This window comes from Pseudomonas mendocina (genome assembly GCF_003008615.1).
Taxonomy (GTDB): domain Bacteria; phylum Pseudomonadota; class Gammaproteobacteria; order Pseudomonadales; family Pseudomonadaceae; genus Aquipseudomonas; species Aquipseudomonas mendocina_C.
Genome location: NZ_CP027657.1, coordinates 4,268,435 through 4,286,511, shown reverse-complemented (window position 1 = coordinate 4,286,511; position 18,077 = coordinate 4,268,435). Strand labels below are relative to the sequence as shown.

Sequence of the window (18,077 nt, the reverse complement as noted above, 5' to 3'; positions counted from 1 at the left end):
AAGAGGTCGCTCGGGGGCTCACAAGATACAGTTGGGGCAAAATAGAGCGGAACGCCCAGCCGCTCCTACGCCGCACCTAGAAACGCCATGTCAACGGCGTAGCCCGGATGAAATCCGGGGAATAACCCAAGCAGATCATTTCCCGAATTACACGCAGGCTACGCCAGTCCGGAGCCATCGTCCGGGACGATCAAGATGCCGGCACGCAGACCGTTCCTGACCTTGGGGTTGGGGAAGATGATGCGCGCGCCCTGCTCTTCCACCACCCAACGGGTGTCGGCGATGTCTTCGGCGAGTAGGTAACCGGGCGCCAGCTCGGTGAAGTTCTCGATATCCGCAGGCAGGTGCAACTGGAAGCTGTCGCTGTGCTTGATGATCTCCCGCGAGACCGCGAACAGTTGCAAACCATCCAGAGTCGGCTCGCCAGCGATCACCTCGCGCCCCTCGATCAAGGCATGCAACGCGTTTTCCAGCAGATCGAGATTGACCAGTTCGTTCTGCCCGAAGGCGCGCGCCTTGCCCAGTTCCAGGGTGAAGGCCTCGGCACCGAGCTGCGCATAGGTGTAGGCGCTGAAGGTGATCGAGGACTTGCTCTGCAACAACACAGCCTCGATACCGGCGGCGCGCAAACGCTCCAGCTCGCGGCGGGAATGAGCACGCCCCTCCTGCCAGGGATAGAGGGCAAACTGCTCGATCTTCGAACCACGAATGGCAGTGTGCAGGTCGTAATGCAGGCGGGTGCGGCCTGTCTCCTTGCCAAAGAAGGTGGCGGTCAGATGCTCCAGATCGCAGGCGCGAATGGCCTCGAAACCACTGGTTTGCTCATGCCGACCACTGAACAGGCGATTGAGATCCTGCTCGATATAACGCTCACCGCGACGCATCGCCTCGGGGTTGCCGAACAGAAAGAGCATGCGCGCCGCCGGATGCAGCTCGTTGCGTGCAATGCCACGCAGCAGGCGGTCGAGCAGTTCGATCGGCGCAGTTTCGTTACCGTGGATACCGGCCGACAGCAGCAGGTCGAGACCGTTGTCACGCGCTGCCGGCGGAGTCACCTCCAGCGCGCCTTCGTCGAGCCAGCGCAGACGCGTGCCATCGGGCGTCAGTTGAATCTTCGCCGACGGCTCATGGCCGGCCAGGGTCAGTTCAAGCAGTTTGCCGAGGGCAAGCATCGAATACTCCTTGGTTCGCAGCACTTTCGTAGGGAGCGCCGCCCGGCCCACCCTACAAGGTTCAATCAGTGATTGCAGCCTGGGCCATGCACGTGATCGTCCTCATCTTCATCCTGCTCCACCGGCTCCATCTCCAGCTGCAGGCTGACCAGGTTGGTGGCCTGCGGGCGCAGCAGCAGGTTGGCGTACTCGGTATCGCCCTCTTCCACGTCGACGCCGATCAGCAACTGATCGCCAACGGCCTGTACCCACAGTTCCTTGCCCTGCCAAACCACGGCAAAACGGCTGCAGGACGTTTCCAGTTGGGTGCCGTCGTTATCTTCGAGAATCAGTTGCAGAGCGTCGCTCATAAAATCTCCGGAATGTGGATTAGGTCAGTTGGAAAGGATAGACCGAGCCCAGTTTAAGGATCTGCGTCAGTTCATCCAATGCCGTACGGCATTCGGTCAGCAAGTGCGGGTCAGCCAGATCGGCTTCGCTGAGGCGGTCGCGGTAATGTTTGTCGACCCAGGCCACCAGCGTGTCGTGTAGCGCGTCACTCATCACCACGCCCGGATTGACCGCCGCCAGCTCATATTCATTGAGCGCGACGCGCAAACGCAGGCAGGCAGGGCCACCGCCATTCTGCATGCTCTGCTTGAGGTCGAAGACGTGCACTTCGCGGATCGGCCCAGCACTGCTGGTCAGTTGCTCAAGGTAGCGCCAGACGCTCGGGTTGTTCCGGCACTCTTCCGGCACCACCAGCAGCATGCTGCCATCGTCGCGGGTCAGCAGTTGACTGTTGAACAGGTAGGAGCGCACCGCGTCCTGCACGCTCACGGCAGAACCCGGCACGCAGACAGCCTGGAAATTACCACCGCGACGGGCCAGCTTGTCGCCCAGTTCGGCCAACACCTTGTCGGTCTCGAGGAACGCGTCCTGGTGATAGAACAGCACCTCGCCATTGCCCACGGCGATCACGTCGTTATGGAACACGCCCTGATCGATCACCGCCGGATTCTGCTGGGCGTAGACCACGCCCGCCTCGCTCAGGCCATGCAGACGTGCAACCGCCTGGCTCGCCTCTAGAGTCTGCCGCGCCGGATAGCGCGCTGGGGCTGGGTAACGGGTGTCGAAGGCACTGCGGCCGTAAACGAAGAATTCCACTCCCGCGTCGCCATAGCCCTTGCAAAAACGCGTGTGGTTGGCCGCGCCCTCATCACCGAACTGCGCCACGGCCGGTAGTGCCGGATGATGGGCGAAGTGCCTGTGGTCGGCGAACATGGCCTGCAGCACGCGACTGGTGGTCGGGTGCTCGATGCTGCGATGGAACTTGCAGTTGAGGTTGGCCGCAGTGAAGTGCACACGACCATCGGCCGTATCGGCACTGGGGCTGACGGTGCAGGCATTGGCCGTCCACATGCTCGATGCCGAGCAACTCGCCACCAGCAGCGGCATGGCCTCGCGCGCGGCACGCTCGATCACTTCGGCATCGTTGCCAGTAAACCCCAGGCGACGCAGTGCGGCGACATCCGGACGCTCCTGCGGGGCCAGTACGCCCTGCTTGAAGCCCATGGAAATCAGCGCCTTCATCTTCGCCAGGCCTTGCTTGGCGGCCTCCTTGGGATTGGAGGCCGCCTGGCTGTTGCTCTGCGACGCCACGTTGCCGTAGGACAGCCCACCGTAGTTATGAGTCGGCCCGACCAGGCCATCGAAGTTCATCTCATAGGCGGCCATCACAGGGTCACTCCCGGGGTCAGGGTCGCGGGCAAGGTCAGGCTCTCGCTCTCCAGCGAGGCGACCGGGTAGGCGCAATAATCAGCAGCGTAATAGGCACTGGCGCGGTGGTTGCCAGAAGCGCCGATACCACCGAACGGCGCACTGCTGGCGGCGCCGGTAAGCTGCTTGTTCCAGTTGACGATGCCGGCGCGGCTGTGCAGCCAAAACTGCTCGTAACGCGCCCGCGAGTCGGACAACAGCCCGGCCGCCAGGCCATAGACCGTGGCATTGGCCTCATCGATGGCGGCCTCGAAGCTGGTGTAGCGAATCACCTGCAGCAGCGGCCCGAAGAACTCTTCGTCAACACGCTCGGCAACCGCCGTGACATCGAGGATGCCCGGCGTCAGCAGGGCGGCGTTCGCCTGCGGCTGGGCCATCGCCAGCAGCGCCGTCGCGCCCTTGGCCAGCAGATCCTGCTGTGCCTGCAGCAACTGCGCGGCGGCTTGCAGGGAAATCACCGAGCCCATGAATGGTGCGGGCTGCTCGTCGAAACGACCGACCTTGATCTGCCCGGCGACCTGCACCAGGCGCGCCAGCAGCGCATCCCCCCACTCCCCTTGCGGCACCAGCAGGCGGCGCGCACAGGTGCAACGCTGACCGGCACTGATGAAGGCGGATTGCACGATCGTATAGACGGCGGCATCGACATCGGCCACCTGGTCGACGATCAACGGATTATTGCCGCCCATCTCCAGCGCCAGGATCTTCTCCGGGCGACCGGCGAACTGCGCATGCAGCAGGTTGCCGGTGCGGCTAGAACCGGTGAAGAACAACCCGTCGATGCCAGGATGCCCGGCCAGCGCAACACCCGTCTCGCGACCGCCCTGCAGCAGATTGAGCACACCAGCTGGCAGGCCGGCATCGATCCAGCACTGCACGGCCAGCTCGGCCACCTTGGGCGTCAGCTCGCTGGGCTTGAAGACCACAGCATTACCCGCCAGGAGCGCTGGCACGATATGCCCGTTGGGCAGATGACCGGGAAAGTTGTAAGGGCCGAACACCGCGACCACGCCATGCGGCTTGTGCCGCAGCACAGCGGTGGCGTCGGCCAGCGGGCCGCTCTTCTCGCCGGTGCGTTCACGGTAGCTCTGGATGGAAATCGCCACCTTGCCAACCATGCTGTTCACTTCCGTGGCGGCTTCCCACAGCGGCTTGCCGGTCTCCTCACCAATGGCACGGGCGATGGTTTCAGCCTGATCCTTGAGGCGCACGGCAAAACGTTCGAGCACCGCGATACGGCTGTCCAGCGACTGCGCGGCCCAGGTGGCGAACGCAGTACGCGCTGCGGCCACGGCAGCATCGACCTGCACGGCATTGGCGCCACGGCCATGCCACACCACCGCCTGAGTAACCGGATCGAGAGACTCCAGGGGCTCGCCCTGGCCGGCCAGCCAGTGGCCCGCAATGTAATGAGTGCTCATTGTATTTTTCACTCCACGCATTCACAGCCGGCAGGCAACCGGCTCGCTACAGAAGACTTCAGGATTTCGCCGACAGCGCCACCGCGCGCACCTGATCACCCGCTGACAGGCGCAGGCGCTTGGCCGTCATCGGGTCGACCACCAGCGTGCCGGCTGCCAGTCGCGCCGGCGCGGCGGTGATGCGGCAATCCTGGCGCTTGCGGTTGTGCACCAGGAAAGGCTCGGCATCGTCGCCTGGGGTACCGATGGCCAACACCAGGTTTTGGCTGTGTTGCACGGCGCGGATCTTCGCGGTTTGTGCCTCGATGGCCGGGCCCGCATCGAAGATGTCGACATACCCCTGGTAGCTGAAACCCTCGGCCTTGAGCATCGCCAACGCCGGCTCGGTGTCCGGGTGCACGCGACCGATCACCGCTCGCGCATCTTCGGAGAGGAAGCAGGTGTAGAGCGGAAACTTGGGCATCAGTTCGGCGATGAAGGCCTTGTTGCCCACACCGGTCAGGTAGTCCGCCTGGGAGAACTCCATCTTGAAGAAGTGCCGGCCGAGGCTTTCCCAAAATGGTGAACGCCCGCGCTCGTCGGACATGCCGCGCATCTCGGCGATTACCTTGTCGCCAAACAGATCGCGGAACTCGGCGATGAACAGAAAGCGCGCCTTCGACAGCAGGCGGCCATTGAGGCCGGTGCGGTGATCGGCATGCAGGAACAGCGAGCACAGCTCGGAATTGCCGGTCAGGTCATTGGCCATGAACAGCGTCGGCACCTGGCGGTGGATGTTCAGCTCCTGCGAGGCGCTGACGGTCAGGCCGACCCGGTAGTTGTACCAGGGCTCACGCAGGCCGACAGCACCGGCCACGGCGGAAATACCGACGACCTTGCCGGCATCGTCCTCGAGCACGAACAGGTAATCGGCATCGGCGCGCTCGGCCTCGCCACGGAAAGTCTTCTCCGCCCAACCGACCCGGTGCGCCAGTCGCTCCTCATTGGCTGGCAGCGTGGTCAGGCCAGCGCCGGTGCTGCGAGCCAGGTCGATCAGGGCCGGCAAGTCGGCACTGCGCACGGGACGAACGATCATTGGATCCTCCGGATCAGCTATTGGCTTCAAGCGGCAAGCTAAAGGTTAAAAGACAAGCCGGCCTGCCGCTCTGGCTTGCTGCTTCGATTCAAATCGCGACCAGCCTGACGCTGGCACCCTCACCCACGCCCAATGCCTCGGCAGCTTCCTGGCTGAGGATCACGGGTTTGCCGGGCACCCAGTCAAGGTCGGCGACGATGGCGCGAAAATCCTGCAACTGACCGTTACTCACCAGATACTGACGTCCGCCTGTCTCGGCCTCACCGCTGGCGGCGATACGCACCGGTACCAGGCGGCTCTGCGCGATGCTGCGAATGCCCGACGTACGCGCATGCAGGGTCGGGCCACCATCGAAGATGTCGATGTAGTGGTCGGTCTCGAAGCCTTCACGCATGAGGATGTCGAAGGTGATCTGCGCGCGCGGATGCACCTGGCCCATGGCCTCCTGCGCTTCATCCGAAAGCAGCGGTACGTAGATCGGGTAATGCGGCATCAGCTCGGCGAGGAAGGTACGGCTCTTCAGCCCGCACAGACGCTCGGCCTCGGCGTAGGTCATGTCGAAGAAGTTGCGCCCCACGGCGTCCCAGAACGGCGAGTCGCCGTTCTCGTCGCTATGGCCGACTATCTCCACCACTACCGCGTCGGCGAAGCGCTCCGGGTGCCCGGCCATGAACAGCAGACGCCCGCGCGAATTGAGCTCGGCGAAGGCACTGCCAACCAGCGGACGCTCGACGTAAAAGCTGGTGAGCAGGCTGTTGCCGGTCAGGTCGTGACACAGCGACAACACGTGAATCTTGTTGTGGATCTTCAGCTCGCGCGAGTTGTGCACGAAGGTTTCATTGCGAAAACTGTAGAACGGCTCGGAATAACCGGCCGAAGCGACGATACCGGAGCAACCGACCAGGCGGCCGCTGGCGGTGTCTTCAAGGACGAAGAAGTAACTCTCCTCGCCATTGAAGCTGACCTCGGCAGAGAAAGACGCTTCCGACGCGGCGATCTTGTCGCCCAACCGGCCAGCATCGTCCGGCAACGACGTGACACCCACCGGGCTGTCCGCGGCCAGGCGCTGCACGTCGGCCAGGTCTGCCATTTGCGCGGGGCGCATCACCAGCATGGGGTCACTCCTCTAAACACGGAATCTGTAGGACTCGCAGCCAGGGTCGGGCGGACAACCGTGGGAGGCGCTTTAGCGGCGATTGTCGCGGCTAAAGCCCCTCCCACAGTAAGTCAGCAAGGACTCAGGCCGCCGTCAGCTTGCTCAGCGCGCGCTCGAAACGAGCCAGGCCTTCATCGATATCGGACTCTTCGACCACCAGGCTCGGGGCGAAACGCACCACGTCCGGGCCAGCCTGCAGAATCATCAGGCCTTCAGCCGTAGCGGCGTCGAGCACCTGCTTGGCCTTGCCCTTCCAGGCGTCATTGAGCACGCAACCGAGCAGCAGGCCCATACCGCGCACCTGCTCGAACAGGCCGTACTGCTTGCCGAGTGCTTCCAGACGAGCCTTGAACTGCTCGCTCTTGGCCTTCACACCCTCCAGGGTCTGACTGGTGTTGACGATATCCAGCACCGCCTCGCCAACTGCGCAGGCCAGCGGGTTGCCGCCGTAAGTGGTGCCGTGGGTACCCGGCGAGAAGTGCTTGGCCAGGTCAGTGGTGGTTAGCATCGCGGCGATGGGGAAACCACCGCCCAGGCTCTTGGCGCTGGAGAGAATGTCCGGCACCACGCCGTAGTTCATGTAGGCGAACAGTTCACCGGTACGGCCCATGCCACTTTGCACTTCATCGAATACCAGCAGCGCGTTGTGCGCATTGCACAACTCGCGAGCGCCTTGCAGATAAGCCTGATCGGCCGGCAGCACGCCGCCCTCGCCCTGGATCGGCTCCAGCACCACGGCACAGGTCTTGTCGGAAATCGCAGCTTTCAGCGCGTCCAGATCGTTGTACGGCACATGGGTGATGCCCTGGATCTTCGGCCCGAAGCCGTCGGAGTATTTCGGCTGGCCGCCCACGCTGACGGTGAACAGGGTACGGCCGTGGAAGCTGTTGGTCGCGGCGATGATCTCGTGCTTTTCCGGGCCGAAACGGTCATGGGCGACGCGACGGGCCAGCTTGAACGCGGCCTCGTTGGCCTCGGCGCCGGAGTTGCAGAAGAACACGCGCTCGGCGAAGGTCGCCTCGACCAGCTTCTTGCCCAAACGCAGGGTCGGCTCGTTGGTGAAGACGTTGGAGATGTGCCACAGGGTATTGGCCTGCTCGGTCAGCGCCGCGACCAACGCCGGATGGCAGTGGCCGAGCACGTTGACGGCGATGCCGCCGGCGAAGTCGATCAGCTCTCGACCGCTCTGATCCCAGACTCGCGAACCCAGACCGCGCACGGGGACGAAGGCAGCAGGGGCGTAGTTGGGAACCATGAACTGGTCGAAATCGGCGCGTTGCACCGCATCGTGCTGAACGGACATCAAAGCTCTCCTGATGAGAAATACCAGCCGCGGACAGGCGACAAAGCGCCCGAAACGACAGGGAATGCAAGGATTGTAGGGACTGAATCAGGGCCGGCATTGTCGCCATGCGACAACTTCTTACAGCGCCACCCCAGGTTTTCCGCGGGTTTTCGTCCAAGCGACAGAAAGCGTCGGAAAGGCGCAGTTTAATCGCAGATCACGGCTCGGAGCACGCCGCAGGAAAAAATCTCCGCAGGCTGACCGTACAGTATCGAAAGTCCTGCTCGCGTAGCCCGGATGAAATCCGGGGCTGGCACCAATTTCCCCGGATTTCATCCGGGCTACGACTAGCTTTTCTCCCCTCTCCCGCTTGCGGGGCGGAAGCGGAAAAAGCGAAGCACTGCTTCGCCCGCTGGAGCGCCCTGAGCTCTGCGAAGGGCTGGGGCGCGGTGCGGGGGCCGGGGAGAGGGCCTATCAATACCGCCGAGTCGACTGCACCACTCTCTCCCCAGCCCTCTCCCATTAATGGGAGAGGGAGCAGATTGTGCACCCACGATGCACAACGAAAACCGTCTCAGCCGCGCTCAATCGGCGTGGAGGTCAGCTCGAAGGGGCTATTGCTGCGCCGCTGGTTGCGGTCATCACGCGGCGTGGCGCCGAAGAAATTGCGGTAGGCACTGGAGAAGTGCGGCCCCGAGGAGAAACCGCAGGACAGACCGATCTGGATGATCGACTTGCTGGTCTGCATCAACAACTGGCGCGCCTTGTTCAGGCGCAGTTCCAGGTAGTACTGGCTGGGCACGCGATTGAGGTACTGCTTGAAGATGCGCTCCAACTGGCGACGCGACACGCACACGTGCTGAGCGATCTCGTCGGTGGTCAGCGGCTCCTCGATATTGGCCTCCATCAGCAGCACCGCCTGGGTCAGCTTCGGATGGCTGGAACCGAGGCGGTTCTGCAACGGAATGCGCTGACGCTCCCCGCCCTCACGAATGCGCTCGACCACCAGCTCTTCGCTCACCGCACCGGCCAGCTCGGCGCCGTGGTCGCGTGCCAGCACCGCCAGCAACAGGTCGAGCACTGCCAGGCCGCCACAAGCGGTCAGTCGATCACGATCCCAGTCGAACAGATGACTGGTGGCGATGACCTTGGGGAAGCGTTCGGAAAAATCGTCCTGCCAGCGCCAGTGCACCGCTGCGCGATAACCATCGAGCAAACCGAGCTGAGCCAGCGGATAAACCCCGGCAGACAGGCCGCCAATCACGCAACCGCTGCGCACCTGCTGCTTGAGCGCAGCGGCCAGGCCGGCGGAAACCTGCGCTGGCGGTGCATCGGCAAGCAGAAACAGCTTGTCCAGCCCATCCATGTGCCCTGCCCAGGGCTCGCCCGGCAGGCGCCAATCACCGGCGGCCAGCGGCTCGGCCTGAAGGAAGACCAGTTCGTACAGCACTTCCGGATGCACGCGCTGGGCAACACGCAACGCTTCCTCAGCCAGGGACAAGGTCAGAGGCTTGGTGCCGGGCCAGTAGAGAAAGCCGATTCGATGGGGGGTCATGAGTGCCTGTCAAACGTCCGCTGCGCACCAGTTCAGTGCGAAGTCTAGCTTCTTATTATTTGAGACTGCCGGAAAGGAACTGCTGCAGTCGCTCGGATTGCGGATTGGCCAACACTTCTTTGGGACAACCGCGCTCTTCCACCAGCCCCTTGTGCAGGAATACCAACTGGTTCGACACCTCGCGGGCGAACCCCATCTCGTGGGTCACCACCACCATGGTGCGGCCTTCGGTGGCCAGATCCTGCATGACCTTGAGCACTTCGCCGACCAGCTCCGGGTCAAGCGCCGAGGTCGGCTCGTCGAACAGCATCACCTCCGGCTCCATCGCCAGGGCGCGCGCGATGGCAACGCGCTGCTGCTCGCCACCGGACATGTGCGCCGGGTAGGCGTCCTTGCGATGTGCCACACCGACCTTGGCCAGGTAATGCTCGGCCTTGTCACGAGCCTCGGCCTTGCTCATGCCGAGCACGTGTACCGGCGCTTCCATGACGTTTTCCAGGGCGCTCATGTGCGACCACAGATTGAAGTGCTGGAACACCATCGCCAGACGCGAGCGCATGCGCTGCAGCTGCTTGGCATCGGCGGCACGCAGCGAACCGTCCTTGGCCGGCACCAGCTTCAGCTCTTCGTTGTTGAGCAGGATCTTGCCGGCATGCGGCTGCTCCAGCAGGTTCAGACAGCGCAGGAAGGTGCTCTTGCCCGAGCCGCTGGAGCCGATGATGCTGATCACGTCGCCAGCCTTGGCCGCCATCGACACGCCCTTGATCACCTCATGGCTGCCGTAACGTTTGTGCAGATCCTGAACTTCGAGTTTGTACATGTTCGGCTTCTCTTGAATCGTCATGGCATCAGGCCTTGCGCGGTGCCAGATAGGCCAGCCAGCGGCGCTCGGCCAGCTTGAACAGGCGCACCAGGATGAACGTCAGCGCCAGATAGAACAGACCGGCGGTGACGTAGGCTTCGAACGGCAGGTAATACTGCGAGCTGACGGTCTTGGCCGCGCCAGTGATGTCGATAAGGGTCACTACCGAAGCCAGGCTCGTCGTGTGCAGCATCATGATCACCTCATTGCTGTACTGCGGCAGCGCGCGGCGCAACGCCGAAGGCAACAGGATGCGCCGATACAGCTTGCCACGCGACATGCCCATGGCCTTGGCCGCCTCGATCTCGCCCGGCGGCGTGGCCTTGAGGCTGCCCGCCAGGATTTCAGCGGTGTAGGCACTGGTATTGATGGCGAAGGCCAGGCAGGCGCAGAAGGTGGCACTGGACAGGTAAGGCCACATGAAACTCTCGCGCACGGCCTCGAACTGAGCCAGGCCGTAGTACAGCAGGTACAACTGCACCAGCATCGGCGTGCCGCGGATCACATAGGTGTAGAGCCAGGCGGGGAAATTGATCAACGCTTGCCTGGATACCCGCATGATCGCCAGCGGCACCGCCAGCAGCAGGCCCACGGCCAGGGCGACGAGCAACAGCTTGAGGGTCACCAGCACACCACCGAAGTACAGCGGCAGGCTGTCGAGTACCACGTTGTAATCGAAAAGCATGGTGACTCCCTCAGAGCTCGGCGGCTTTCACGCCGACCGAATAGCGGCGCTCGAGATAGCGCAACACCAGCAGCGAAACGCTGGTGATCGCCAGGTACACGGCCGCCGCCAGGAGGATGTAGGTGAACGGCTCGCGCGTCGCATCACCGGCACTCTTGGCACGGGCCATCATATCCTGCAGGCCGACCAGGGAGATCAGCGCAGTGGCCTTGACCAGCACCAGCCAGTTGTTGGTGAGGCCGGGAATCGCCAGACGGATCATCTGCGGCACGAGGATGCGAAAGAACACCCGCAGCGGGCTCATGCCATAGGCCATGCCGGCCTCGCCCTGCCCCTTGGGGATGGCCATGAAGGCGCCGCGGAAGGTCTCCGACAGATAGGCACCGTAAATGAAGCCCAGCGTACCGACACCGGCCACGAATGGATTGATGTCGATGTAATCCTCATAGCCCAGCAGCGGAGCGATGCGGTTCACCAGATCCTGGCCGCCAAAGAAAATCAGCAGAATCAGCACCAGTTCGGGAATACCGCGAATCACCGTGGCGTAGGTCTCGCCCATCAGGGCCAGCCATTTCACCGGCGACAGACGAAACGCTGCGCCGAGCAGGCCAAGTGCGACAGCAACCGCCATCGACAGCAGCGCCAACTGCACGGTGAGCCAGACACCGTCGAGAATGGTCGAGCCGTAGCCTTGAAGCATGCGCCAATACCTCTCAGGCACCACGACGGCGCCGTATAGCACAAAGGAAATTGATGTCGCCCGAGCGACGCACAACGCCTGAACGCCAGCACAGGCGAACGGGCAGCCGATTTCTACAGGATTAGCCAAGAAAAAAGTGGCACAACCTCGGTAAAGGTTAGTGCCACTTCATCTGCCTCGGAGCGCTTACTCGCCGTAAACGTCGAAGTCGAAGTACTTGTCCTGTACTTCCTTGTACTTGCCGTTGGCGCGGATGGCCAGGATGGCAGCACTGATCTTGTCAGCCAGCGCCTTGTCGCCCTTGCGCACGGCGATGCCCTGGCCTTCGCCGAAGTACTTCACGTCGGTGAAATCCGGGCCTACGAAGGCGAAACCCTTGCCGCCGTCGGTTTTGAGGAAACCGTCATCGATGTTCACCGAGTCGGCCAGGGTGGCGTCCAGGCGGCCGGACTGCATGTCGAGGAAGATTTCGTTCTGCGAGCTGTAACGCACGATTTCAGCGCCAGCCGGGGCGAAGATGTCGGTGGCGTAACGGTCATAGACGGACGAGCGCTGCACGCCAACCTTCTTGCCTTTGAGGTCGACCAGCGGATCTTTCAGCTCGGTGCCGGCTTTCATCGCCAGCTTGGCCGGGGTGGCGTAGTACTTGCCGGTGAAGTCCACGGACTTCTTGCGATCTTCGGTGATCGACATCGACGACAGCACGGCGTCGAACTTGCGCACTTTCAGCGCCGGGATCAGGCCGTCGAACTCCTGCTCGATCCACTTGCACTCGACCTTCATCTCTTCGCACAGGGCGTTGCCGATGTCGTAGTCGAAGCCGGCGATCTGGCCATCGGGAGTCTTGAATGCGAAGGGCGGGTAAGCCGCCTCGATGCCAATGCGCAGCGGCTTCTCGGCCAGCGCCAGGGGCGACATCAGGGACAGCGCCAGGGCGCCGAGCAGTGCGATCTTCTTCATTCTTTGCTCCTTCGAATTGGGTATGGCATCGATGGCAGGGAGGGGCCCGGGCCTTTTATGGATTGTAGAAGGCGGTGCTGCGCTGTCGTGGTGGACGAGCGACAAAGGGGCCTTGGCTGGGTGAGCGGCATTCTAGCGGCAGGCAATGAGGCGATATTTCCTCAATGCGACAACTAATTACAGAAGCACTGGATGCGTCGGGCGCAGATATTGACAGCCCACAAAAGGAGTGATCAAGCAGAAAAGGGTAAACGGATATCTACAGCAATACTCAGGCCACAAATCACATAACACGCGAAACGCGGGCGTTAGAGCTACTTCGTAGTTTTCCATGGAGCCACTGACGGCACCTTATCAGGGCACAGACGTTCCCTAACCGCCCAATCGGGTGCGCGCTGTTACCGTGGCGCCATGCAAACCGTAGGGTGCGCCGCGCGCACAGCTACACCACTCCATGCAACAGCTGTCATTCCCGCGAAGGCGGGAACCCAGAAGTCACATGGTGTCTGGACTCCCGCCTTCGCGGGAGTGACGGTCAATAAATCCATGGATCAATCGCCCACACGCAAACTGAGACGCGCGGTCACGCGGTTTTCCTCCGCGCGATCCAGCCCAGCCTCCTCGACGCGCACGCCCTGCGCTTCCAGCGCTTCGATCCAACGCAGCAACTGAGCAAACGCCACCGGCTGCAGGTTGACCTGCACCGCGCCGTAGCCCTCAGTATCCAGGCGCTCGATCACCAGTCCCTGCTGCGCTGCGCTTGCCGTGACCACACCCTGCAAACGCGCCGGATCGAGGCTGGCACGCGGCTGCAGATCACGCCCCTGTACCTGCGGCGCACGGCTTTGCATGTAAGCATAAAGAGCCCGCTGCTCCTCGAACGCGGCGCGCGCTGCCTGCGCATGGCGTTGCGCTGGCTGCCACAACACCAGATAGAACAGCACCAGCAGCAGGAAGACGCTCAGCGCCATCAGTGCCAGGCGATCACGCGCTGGCAACGTCTGCCAGCGTTGCGCCAGCGGCGAGCGCTGCCAGTGCAGTTGCAGGCTTTCGGTCAACCCTGTTCTCGCCATGCCACTCATCCTCCTATCACCACGCGTGCGCTGACGCCTTCGGCTTCACGGCTGGCCGAGCCCATCTGTACCGACAGGCCAGACGCTTCCAGGCGCTCACGCAAGCGCTCCAGTTCGGCGAAGCCTGGCGCCTGCAATTGCAGCGACATATCGGCCCGGGTCGCGCTGTAGTCGAGCTGATTGACCTGCACCTGTGGTGCGCCCTCGGCATGCAGCGCTGCCGCTACCTCGGCCAGCAGACCCAGAACCGGACTGTCGCGACCAGCAGACTGCGCGAGATGTTGATCGAACTGCGCACGCAGGTTGATCAACTTGTTGTCCTGCGGAAACAGCTCGCGGTACAGGGCCTCGCTGGAAGCTGCATAGGCATCGGCCTCACGCTGCAGATACCAGCCCTGAGCCAGACTGAACCCCCACTGCAGAAAGAGACACAGCGCCAACACGCCGGCCAGCGGACGCCAGCGCCGCCAGCCATCACCACTCTGGCGCAAGGCGAACTCCCCCTGAGCCAGATCGGCACCACCGCCCTGACGCACCAGCCATTGATGCGCATCCTCCAGCAGATGCACCTCGTCAACCTGCTCCGGCAGTGCCTGACCAGCCGGCGCACTGACGATGCACGGCGATGGACAACGCCCCGCCAGCGCCGGCCAGTCCTCCGCCTGCAAGGCCAGACGCCAGGGCGCCTCGCCGCCAAGCAACCAACGCGAGTGCAGCCAGAGCAACTGACTGCCCTGGCGCGGCAACAGGTCGGCATCGACACGGATCGCCTTCGGCGGCTGCACCGCGAACAGCGCCAGGCACTCGCGCAACCAGTTGGCGCGCAGCGCATAGACGCGATGACGACCATCGGCCAGCTGTTCACCCAGCGCCAGGTGCATCAGCTCGACATCCTCAGCCAGCAGTTCCTCCACCGCGAACGGTAGCGCCTGGCGCATCCAGCGTGCCTTCTGCGTCGGCAGCAGCACGGCGCAGGCGGTGACCACCTCCACCGGCAATACCAGCTCCCAGTGCACAGGCAACTCAGCTAGAGCCTCGGCCAAACTCATGGCGCGACACTCATCAGGCGTGACCCGCTGCACGGGTAAATCCGCTGACAAGTCGTGACACGCCTCGGGCGGCAGGAATATCCATGTCGGGTTCATTCTTGTTCTTCCTCGATAGGACGTGGCGGCATGCCGCCCTGCCCCAGATCACGCGCCAGGACACTGACCTGGCCATCATTGCTGCGCTGCAACAGGCTGCGCAAGACCACCCGGCGTTCGCCCAGGCTCACTTCACTGAACACTTCGAAATACTGGCTGCCGACCGCCAGCCCTTGCACCACCTGCTCGCCCAGCCCCGCGAGTGCAGGCTGAGCAGCGAATGCGGCAGCACTGGGATAGCCTTCGGCACCGCGCCCGGCGATCAACGACACAGCCGCATCCGGACTCAATCCGTCGGACAGGCTGGAGAGCACCATCGCGCTGGCCGTGTTGACGTTGAGCAGCGCCTCGCCCGGCAAGGCGCTGACGAAGGGCTGCAGGCGGCGATAGTCGGCTTCCTCCATCTCCAGCAGCAGGCGCAGTTCGGACACGTCTGTGATCTCGCGATTGGCCGTGCGGTAAGGCGGCGTCGCCAACAGGTATTGGCCATCCTCGGCGCCATTGCCACCTTGTTGCTCGCTGTCGGTATCCAGCCAGTCCAGCAGGCGCTCGGCATAAGGCTTGTCTATCCCCAAGCGCAGCAACAGACGGCGCAAACGCAGCACCGCCAGCTCGTTGGGCCGGCCCTGACGCACCAGGCTGTTGAGGTTGAAACGACCGCTGGGGTCGACGATACGCACACGCAGCTCGCCGCCCTCATCCAGCGGGAACGGCGCCAGCGGCCGAGCCCAGGGCTCCAGCGGATGATCCACCGGCTGGCGCGGATCGCCCTGGCGCAGGTCGCGCTCGAGGATCGCCTTGGCCAGCGTCTCGCCCCCCAGCGCGTAATGCCAGGCCTGAGTCACGTGCAACTGGTTGGCGCTGCTGCGGATCGACAGTTGCTGGCGAGCGATCAAGCCGGCGCAGACCACCGTCACCACGGCGACCACCAGCAATACGGTAATCAGGGCCACCCCATTCTGCCGCCTCATGACTGCGGCACCTCATTCGAATCATCCGGCGGGGCACCATCACGGTTTTCCGCCGGCAGATCCGGCAAGCGCAGCAGGCGGCGCAATTCGCCATAACGCCGATGCTGCAGACGCAGCTCGATCGCGCGCGGCAAATCGGTGAGCAGCCCATCACCCGAGGCATTGGCCGGCGGCCAGTCGGGCTGCCACTGCCCCTCCTTGTCCAGAAAGCGCAGGCTCAATGACTCGACACCATCGAGCGCCTGCTGGATCTGCGGCGCGCTGTCCTGCGCGCGATCCAGCACACGCCAGTAACGCCGCTGCCACTGCTCGCCACTGAGCTGCCAGCGCACTCGCTGCACCTCGGCACGCGGCTGGCCGAGCGGGTTGCGCCAGCCGGCGCGGGTCAGCTCCAGCGTCGTGGCATCGGCCAGATCACCATGCAGCGCCGGTTGTGGATCGCCGAAACCATCGCGAATCGGCCGTACCGTCACCTGGCGCAGGTCACGCTCGAAAGCTGACAAGGCGCGCGTCAGTTCACGCAGCTGGCGTTCGTGTTCACGGGTGACGGCATCGGCGCTGAGCACGCTGTCGAGCATGCGGTAGGTGGCCAAGCCCAGCAGGGCGAAGATGACGATGGCGATCAGCAGCTCCAGCAGGGTGAAGCCGCGCTGAGCGCTCCCACACATCATGGCCCCCCCAGAAAACCGCTGAGGGTCACCAGTTGGCAGGGTGGGCTTTAGCCCACCAAGGCTGGCCGCTGTTGGTGGGCTGAAGCGGAGCACCGCCCGGCCCATCCTACGGGCTGGAGCGAGCGTCGCGAGCGAACGGATTCGCGAGCAGAGCTCGCTCCTACGCATCATGGCGCCCCCAGGAAACCGCTGAGGGTCACCAGCGCCCGCTCACGCAGATCACCGCTGACGCCGCGTTCTTCAGCGACAACCCACAGCGTCACTCGGCGCATGGCCGGTTCGCTGGTGGCCTGGATTTCGCTCTGCCACACCCAGCGGCGCCCGGCGAACTCCACCTGGCCCTGGTCGCGGCCATCGGCCGGTGGCGTATCGGCCAGTTGCAACTCCGTCAGGCGATTGTCGGCCACCCACATGGCCAGGGTCTTGTCTTCCAGTTGGCTGGCGGTACGGACACTGCGCGCGCTGGCAGTAAGCACGCTGGCGGCGACCAGAGCGAAGATGGCCAGGGCCACCAGTACCTCGAGCAGAGTAAAGCCGCGCGCCGACCTCATCCGGCACGTCCCGCGCCCAGTTCCTCGACACGCGGCAGGCCGAAGCCATCGCTGGACAATTGCAGGCGCAAGCCATCGCGACGACGTTCGGCCAGGCGCAGGCGAAACGGTGTCAGCTCGCCACTGGAGAGAATCAGCAACTGCGGCGCGGCGGCACTGGCCGTCACAGGTAGGCTAAGGGCCTCACCTTCGACCTCGAACTCCAGCATGGCCCATTCTGGCAGGCGATGGGCCTGGCGATCGAGGGCCTGCCACTCGGCACGCAGTGGGTCATAACGCAGGACTCGATAGCCTTCGCGGGTGAAACTCAGGCCGTACTCACGGTTATCCAGCACCGCTTCGTCGAGCAGCACGCCAATCAGCCCACTGAGGCGCTCGGCTTCGCTGCGCAGTTCGCGCCCGGGCCCGGCGATGCCGGTGCTGAACACCGCCAGACCGATCAGGCTGCCGAGAATCACCAGCACCACCAATAGCTCGATGAGGGTGAAGCCGCGCGTTTTTGCCGGCACGCCGATCATGCTCGGGTCAGAGATCCCAGTTACCGATATCGGCGTTCAGGTCGCTGCCGCCCTGCTTGCCGTCGGCGCCGAGCGAGTAGAGATCGAAGGCGCCCTTGGTGCCAGGGGCGAGGTATTGATAAGGGTTACCCCAGGGATCGATGGGCAGGCGCTTGAGGTAGCCGTCCTTGTTCCAGTTCTTCGCTGGCGGGTTGCCGCTCGGCTTGCTCACCAGCGCTTCCAGGCCCTGCTGGGTGCTGGGGTAGTTGTGGTTGTCGAGCTTGTACATATCCAGCGCCGCGCCGATGGCGCGGATGTCGTTCTGGGCGGCAGTGACCTTGGCCTGATCCGGCCGGCTCATCACCTGCGGCACTACCAGCGCCGCCAGAATGCCCAGAATCACCACTACCACCATGATTTCGATAAGTGTGAAACCCGCCTGCCTTCTAGCAGACCGTCGAAACACTACCTGCGTTGCCATTGCTGCGTTAAAAACAGGCTCGGACTGCTCATTTACAGCTCGTAAAGTCGAACGCGACT

The 18,077-nt window shown here is 63.4% G+C and carries 19 protein-coding genes; all 19 read right to left on the bottom strand.

What is annotated here, in order from left to right; translation table 11 throughout:
• Positions 1-158: 158 nt before the first annotated feature.
• A complete protein-coding gene (astE, locus tag C7A17_RS19945; protein ID WP_106739658.1) occupies positions 159-1,172 on the bottom strand; it encodes a succinylglutamate desuccinylase in 1,014 nt (337 codons plus the stop codon).
• A 65-nt stretch (positions 1,173-1,237) separates the two neighbouring features.
• Positions 1,238-1,522, bottom strand: coding sequence for a topoisomerase II (locus C7A17_RS19940; protein WP_106739657.1), 285 nt, complete (start codon positions 1,520-1,522; stop codon positions 1,238-1,240).
• Positions 1,523-1,541: 19 nt separating this feature from the next.
• A complete protein-coding gene (gene astB / locus C7A17_RS19935) occupies positions 1,542-2,888 on the bottom strand; it encodes an N-succinylarginine dihydrolase (protein WP_106739656.1) in 1,347 nt (448 codons plus the stop codon).
• A complete protein-coding gene (gene astD / locus C7A17_RS19930) occupies positions 2,888-4,351 on the bottom strand; it encodes a succinylglutamate-semialdehyde dehydrogenase (protein WP_106739655.1) in 1,464 nt (487 codons plus the stop codon). The genes astB and astD overlap by 1 nt, the downstream gene beginning before the upstream one ends.
• Positions 4,352-4,409: 58 nt before the next feature.
• Entirely contained in the window at positions 4,410-5,426 is a 1,017-nt protein-coding gene (gene astA, locus C7A17_RS19925) for an arginine N-succinyltransferase (RefSeq protein ID WP_106739654.1), read from the bottom strand.
• A gap of 88 nt (positions 5,427-5,514) precedes the next feature.
• Positions 5,515-6,540: an arginine/ornithine succinyltransferase subunit alpha gene (gene aruF / locus C7A17_RS19920; RefSeq protein ID WP_106739653.1), complete on the bottom strand. Its 1,026-nt coding sequence runs from the start codon at positions 6,538-6,540 to the stop codon at positions 5,515-5,517.
• A 124-nt stretch (positions 6,541-6,664) separates the two neighbouring features.
• Positions 6,665-7,885, bottom strand: a complete 1,221-nt coding sequence (locus C7A17_RS19915) for an aspartate aminotransferase family protein (RefSeq protein ID WP_106739652.1) — start codon at positions 7,883-7,885, stop codon at positions 6,665-6,667.
• A 556-nt stretch (positions 7,886-8,441) separates the two neighbouring features.
• Entirely contained in the window at positions 8,442-9,422 is a 981-nt protein-coding gene (gene argR, locus C7A17_RS19910) for a transcriptional regulator ArgR (protein WP_106739651.1), read from the bottom strand.
• Positions 9,423-9,477: 55 nt separating this feature from the next.
• Positions 9,478-10,242, bottom strand: a complete 765-nt coding sequence (locus C7A17_RS19905) for an ABC transporter ATP-binding protein (protein ID WP_017677551.1) — start codon at positions 10,240-10,242, stop codon at positions 9,478-9,480.
• A gap of 28 nt (positions 10,243-10,270) precedes the next feature.
• The gene (locus C7A17_RS19900; RefSeq protein ID WP_106739650.1) at positions 10,271-10,969 is read right to left on the bottom strand and encodes an ABC transporter permease; all 699 of its coding nucleotides are present in this window, start codon (positions 10,967-10,969) and stop codon (positions 10,271-10,273) included.
• 10 nt (positions 10,970-10,979) lie between these two features.
• Complete coding sequence (locus C7A17_RS19895) at positions 10,980-11,669, bottom strand: ABC transporter permease (RefSeq protein ID WP_106739649.1); 690 nt, start codon at positions 11,667-11,669, stop codon at positions 10,980-10,982.
• Positions 11,670-11,855: 186 nt separating this feature from the next.
• Complete coding sequence (locus C7A17_RS19890; protein ID WP_106739648.1) at positions 11,856-12,629, bottom strand: ABC transporter substrate-binding protein; 774 nt, start codon at positions 12,627-12,629, stop codon at positions 11,856-11,858.
• A 551-nt stretch (positions 12,630-13,180) separates the two neighbouring features.
• Positions 13,181-13,702, bottom strand: a complete 522-nt coding sequence (locus C7A17_RS19885; RefSeq protein ID WP_106739647.1) for a type II secretion system protein M — start codon at positions 13,700-13,702, stop codon at positions 13,181-13,183.
• 5 nt (positions 13,703-13,707) lie between these two features.
• Positions 13,708-14,847 (bottom strand): type II secretion system protein GspL, encoded by a 1,140-nt coding sequence (gene gspL / locus C7A17_RS19880; protein WP_106739646.1) that lies wholly within the window; start codon positions 14,845-14,847, stop codon positions 13,708-13,710.
• A complete protein-coding gene (gene gspK / locus C7A17_RS19875; RefSeq protein ID WP_106739645.1) occupies positions 14,844-15,818 on the bottom strand; it encodes a type II secretion system minor pseudopilin GspK in 975 nt (324 codons plus the stop codon). The genes gspL and gspK overlap by 4 nt, the downstream gene beginning before the upstream one ends.
• A complete protein-coding gene (gspJ, locus tag C7A17_RS19870; protein ID WP_106739644.1) occupies positions 15,815-16,489 on the bottom strand; it encodes a type II secretion system minor pseudopilin GspJ in 675 nt (224 codons plus the stop codon). Before gspJ ends, gspK begins: the two co-directional genes overlap by 4 nt.
• A gap of 167 nt (positions 16,490-16,656) precedes the next feature.
• Entirely contained in the window at positions 16,657-17,040 is a 384-nt protein-coding gene (gene gspI / locus C7A17_RS19865; RefSeq protein ID WP_106739643.1) for a type II secretion system minor pseudopilin GspI, read from the bottom strand.
• Complete coding sequence (gspH, locus tag C7A17_RS19860; protein WP_106739642.1) at positions 17,037-17,558, bottom strand: type II secretion system minor pseudopilin GspH; 522 nt, start codon at positions 17,556-17,558, stop codon at positions 17,037-17,039. Before gspH ends, gspI begins: the two co-directional genes overlap by 4 nt.
• A 7-nt stretch (positions 17,559-17,565) precedes the next feature.
• Positions 17,566-18,018, bottom strand: a complete 453-nt coding sequence (gspG, locus tag C7A17_RS19855) for a type II secretion system major pseudopilin GspG (RefSeq protein ID WP_106739641.1) — start codon at positions 18,016-18,018, stop codon at positions 17,566-17,568.
• Positions 18,019-18,077 lie beyond the last annotated feature (59 nt).

Bases quoted from the DNA above. Each gene is read 5' to 3' on its own strand.
- argR (WP_106739651.1), bottom strand. From the start codon at position 9,422: ATGACCCCCCATCGAATCGGCTTTCTCTACTGGCCCGGCACCAAGCCT.
- gspH (WP_106739642.1), bottom strand. From the start codon at position 17,558: ATGATCGGCGTGCCGGCAAAAACGCGCGGCTTCACCCTCATCGAGCTA.
- astB (WP_106739656.1), bottom strand. From the start codon at position 2,888: ATGGCCGCCTATGAGATGAACTTCGATGGCCTGGTCGGGCCGACTCAT.
- astE (WP_106739658.1), bottom strand. From the start codon at position 1,172: ATGCTTGCCCTCGGCAAACTGCTTGAACTGACCCTGGCCGGCCATGAG.
- gspG (WP_106739641.1), bottom strand. From the start codon at position 18,018: ATGGCAACGCAGGTAGTGTTTCGACGGTCTGCTAGAAGGCAGGCGGGT.
- C7A17_RS19915 (WP_106739652.1), bottom strand. From the start codon at position 7,885: ATGTCCGTTCAGCACGATGCGGTGCAACGCGCCGATTTCGACCAGTTC.
- C7A17_RS19890 (WP_106739648.1), bottom strand. From the start codon at position 12,629: ATGAAGAAGATCGCACTGCTCGGCGCCCTGGCGCTGTCCCTGATGTCG.
- aruF (WP_106739653.1), bottom strand. From the start codon at position 6,540: ATGCTGGTGATGCGCCCCGCGCAAATGGCAGACCTGGCCGACGTGCAG.
- C7A17_RS19940 (WP_106739657.1), bottom strand. From the start codon at position 1,522: ATGAGCGACGCTCTGCAACTGATTCTCGAAGATAACGACGGCACCCAA.
- C7A17_RS19905 (WP_017677551.1), bottom strand. From the start codon at position 10,242: ATGTACAAACTCGAAGTTCAGGATCTGCACAAACGTTACGGCAGCCAT.
- gspK (WP_106739645.1), bottom strand. From the start codon at position 15,818: ATGAGGCGGCAGAATGGGGTGGCCCTGATTACCGTATTGCTGGTGGTC.
- gspL (WP_106739646.1), bottom strand. From the start codon at position 14,847: ATGAACCCGACATGGATATTCCTGCCGCCCGAGGCGTGTCACGACTTG.
- astD (WP_106739655.1), bottom strand. From the start codon at position 4,351: ATGAGCACTCATTACATTGCGGGCCACTGGCTGGCCGGCCAGGGCGAG.
- gspI (WP_106739643.1), bottom strand. From the start codon at position 17,040: ATGAGGTCGGCGCGCGGCTTTACTCTGCTCGAGGTACTGGTGGCCCTG.
- astA (WP_106739654.1), bottom strand. From the start codon at position 5,426: ATGATCGTTCGTCCCGTGCGCAGTGCCGACTTGCCGGCCCTGATCGAC.
- C7A17_RS19895 (WP_106739649.1), bottom strand. From the start codon at position 11,669: ATGCTTCAAGGCTACGGCTCGACCATTCTCGACGGTGTCTGGCTCACC.
- C7A17_RS19900 (WP_106739650.1), bottom strand. From the start codon at position 10,969: ATGCTTTTCGATTACAACGTGGTACTCGACAGCCTGCCGCTGTACTTC.
- C7A17_RS19885 (WP_106739647.1), bottom strand. From the start codon at position 13,702: ATGGCGAGAACAGGGTTGACCGAAAGCCTGCAACTGCACTGGCAGCGC.
- gspJ (WP_106739644.1), bottom strand. From the start codon at position 16,489: ATGATGTGTGGGAGCGCTCAGCGCGGCTTCACCCTGCTGGAGCTGCTG.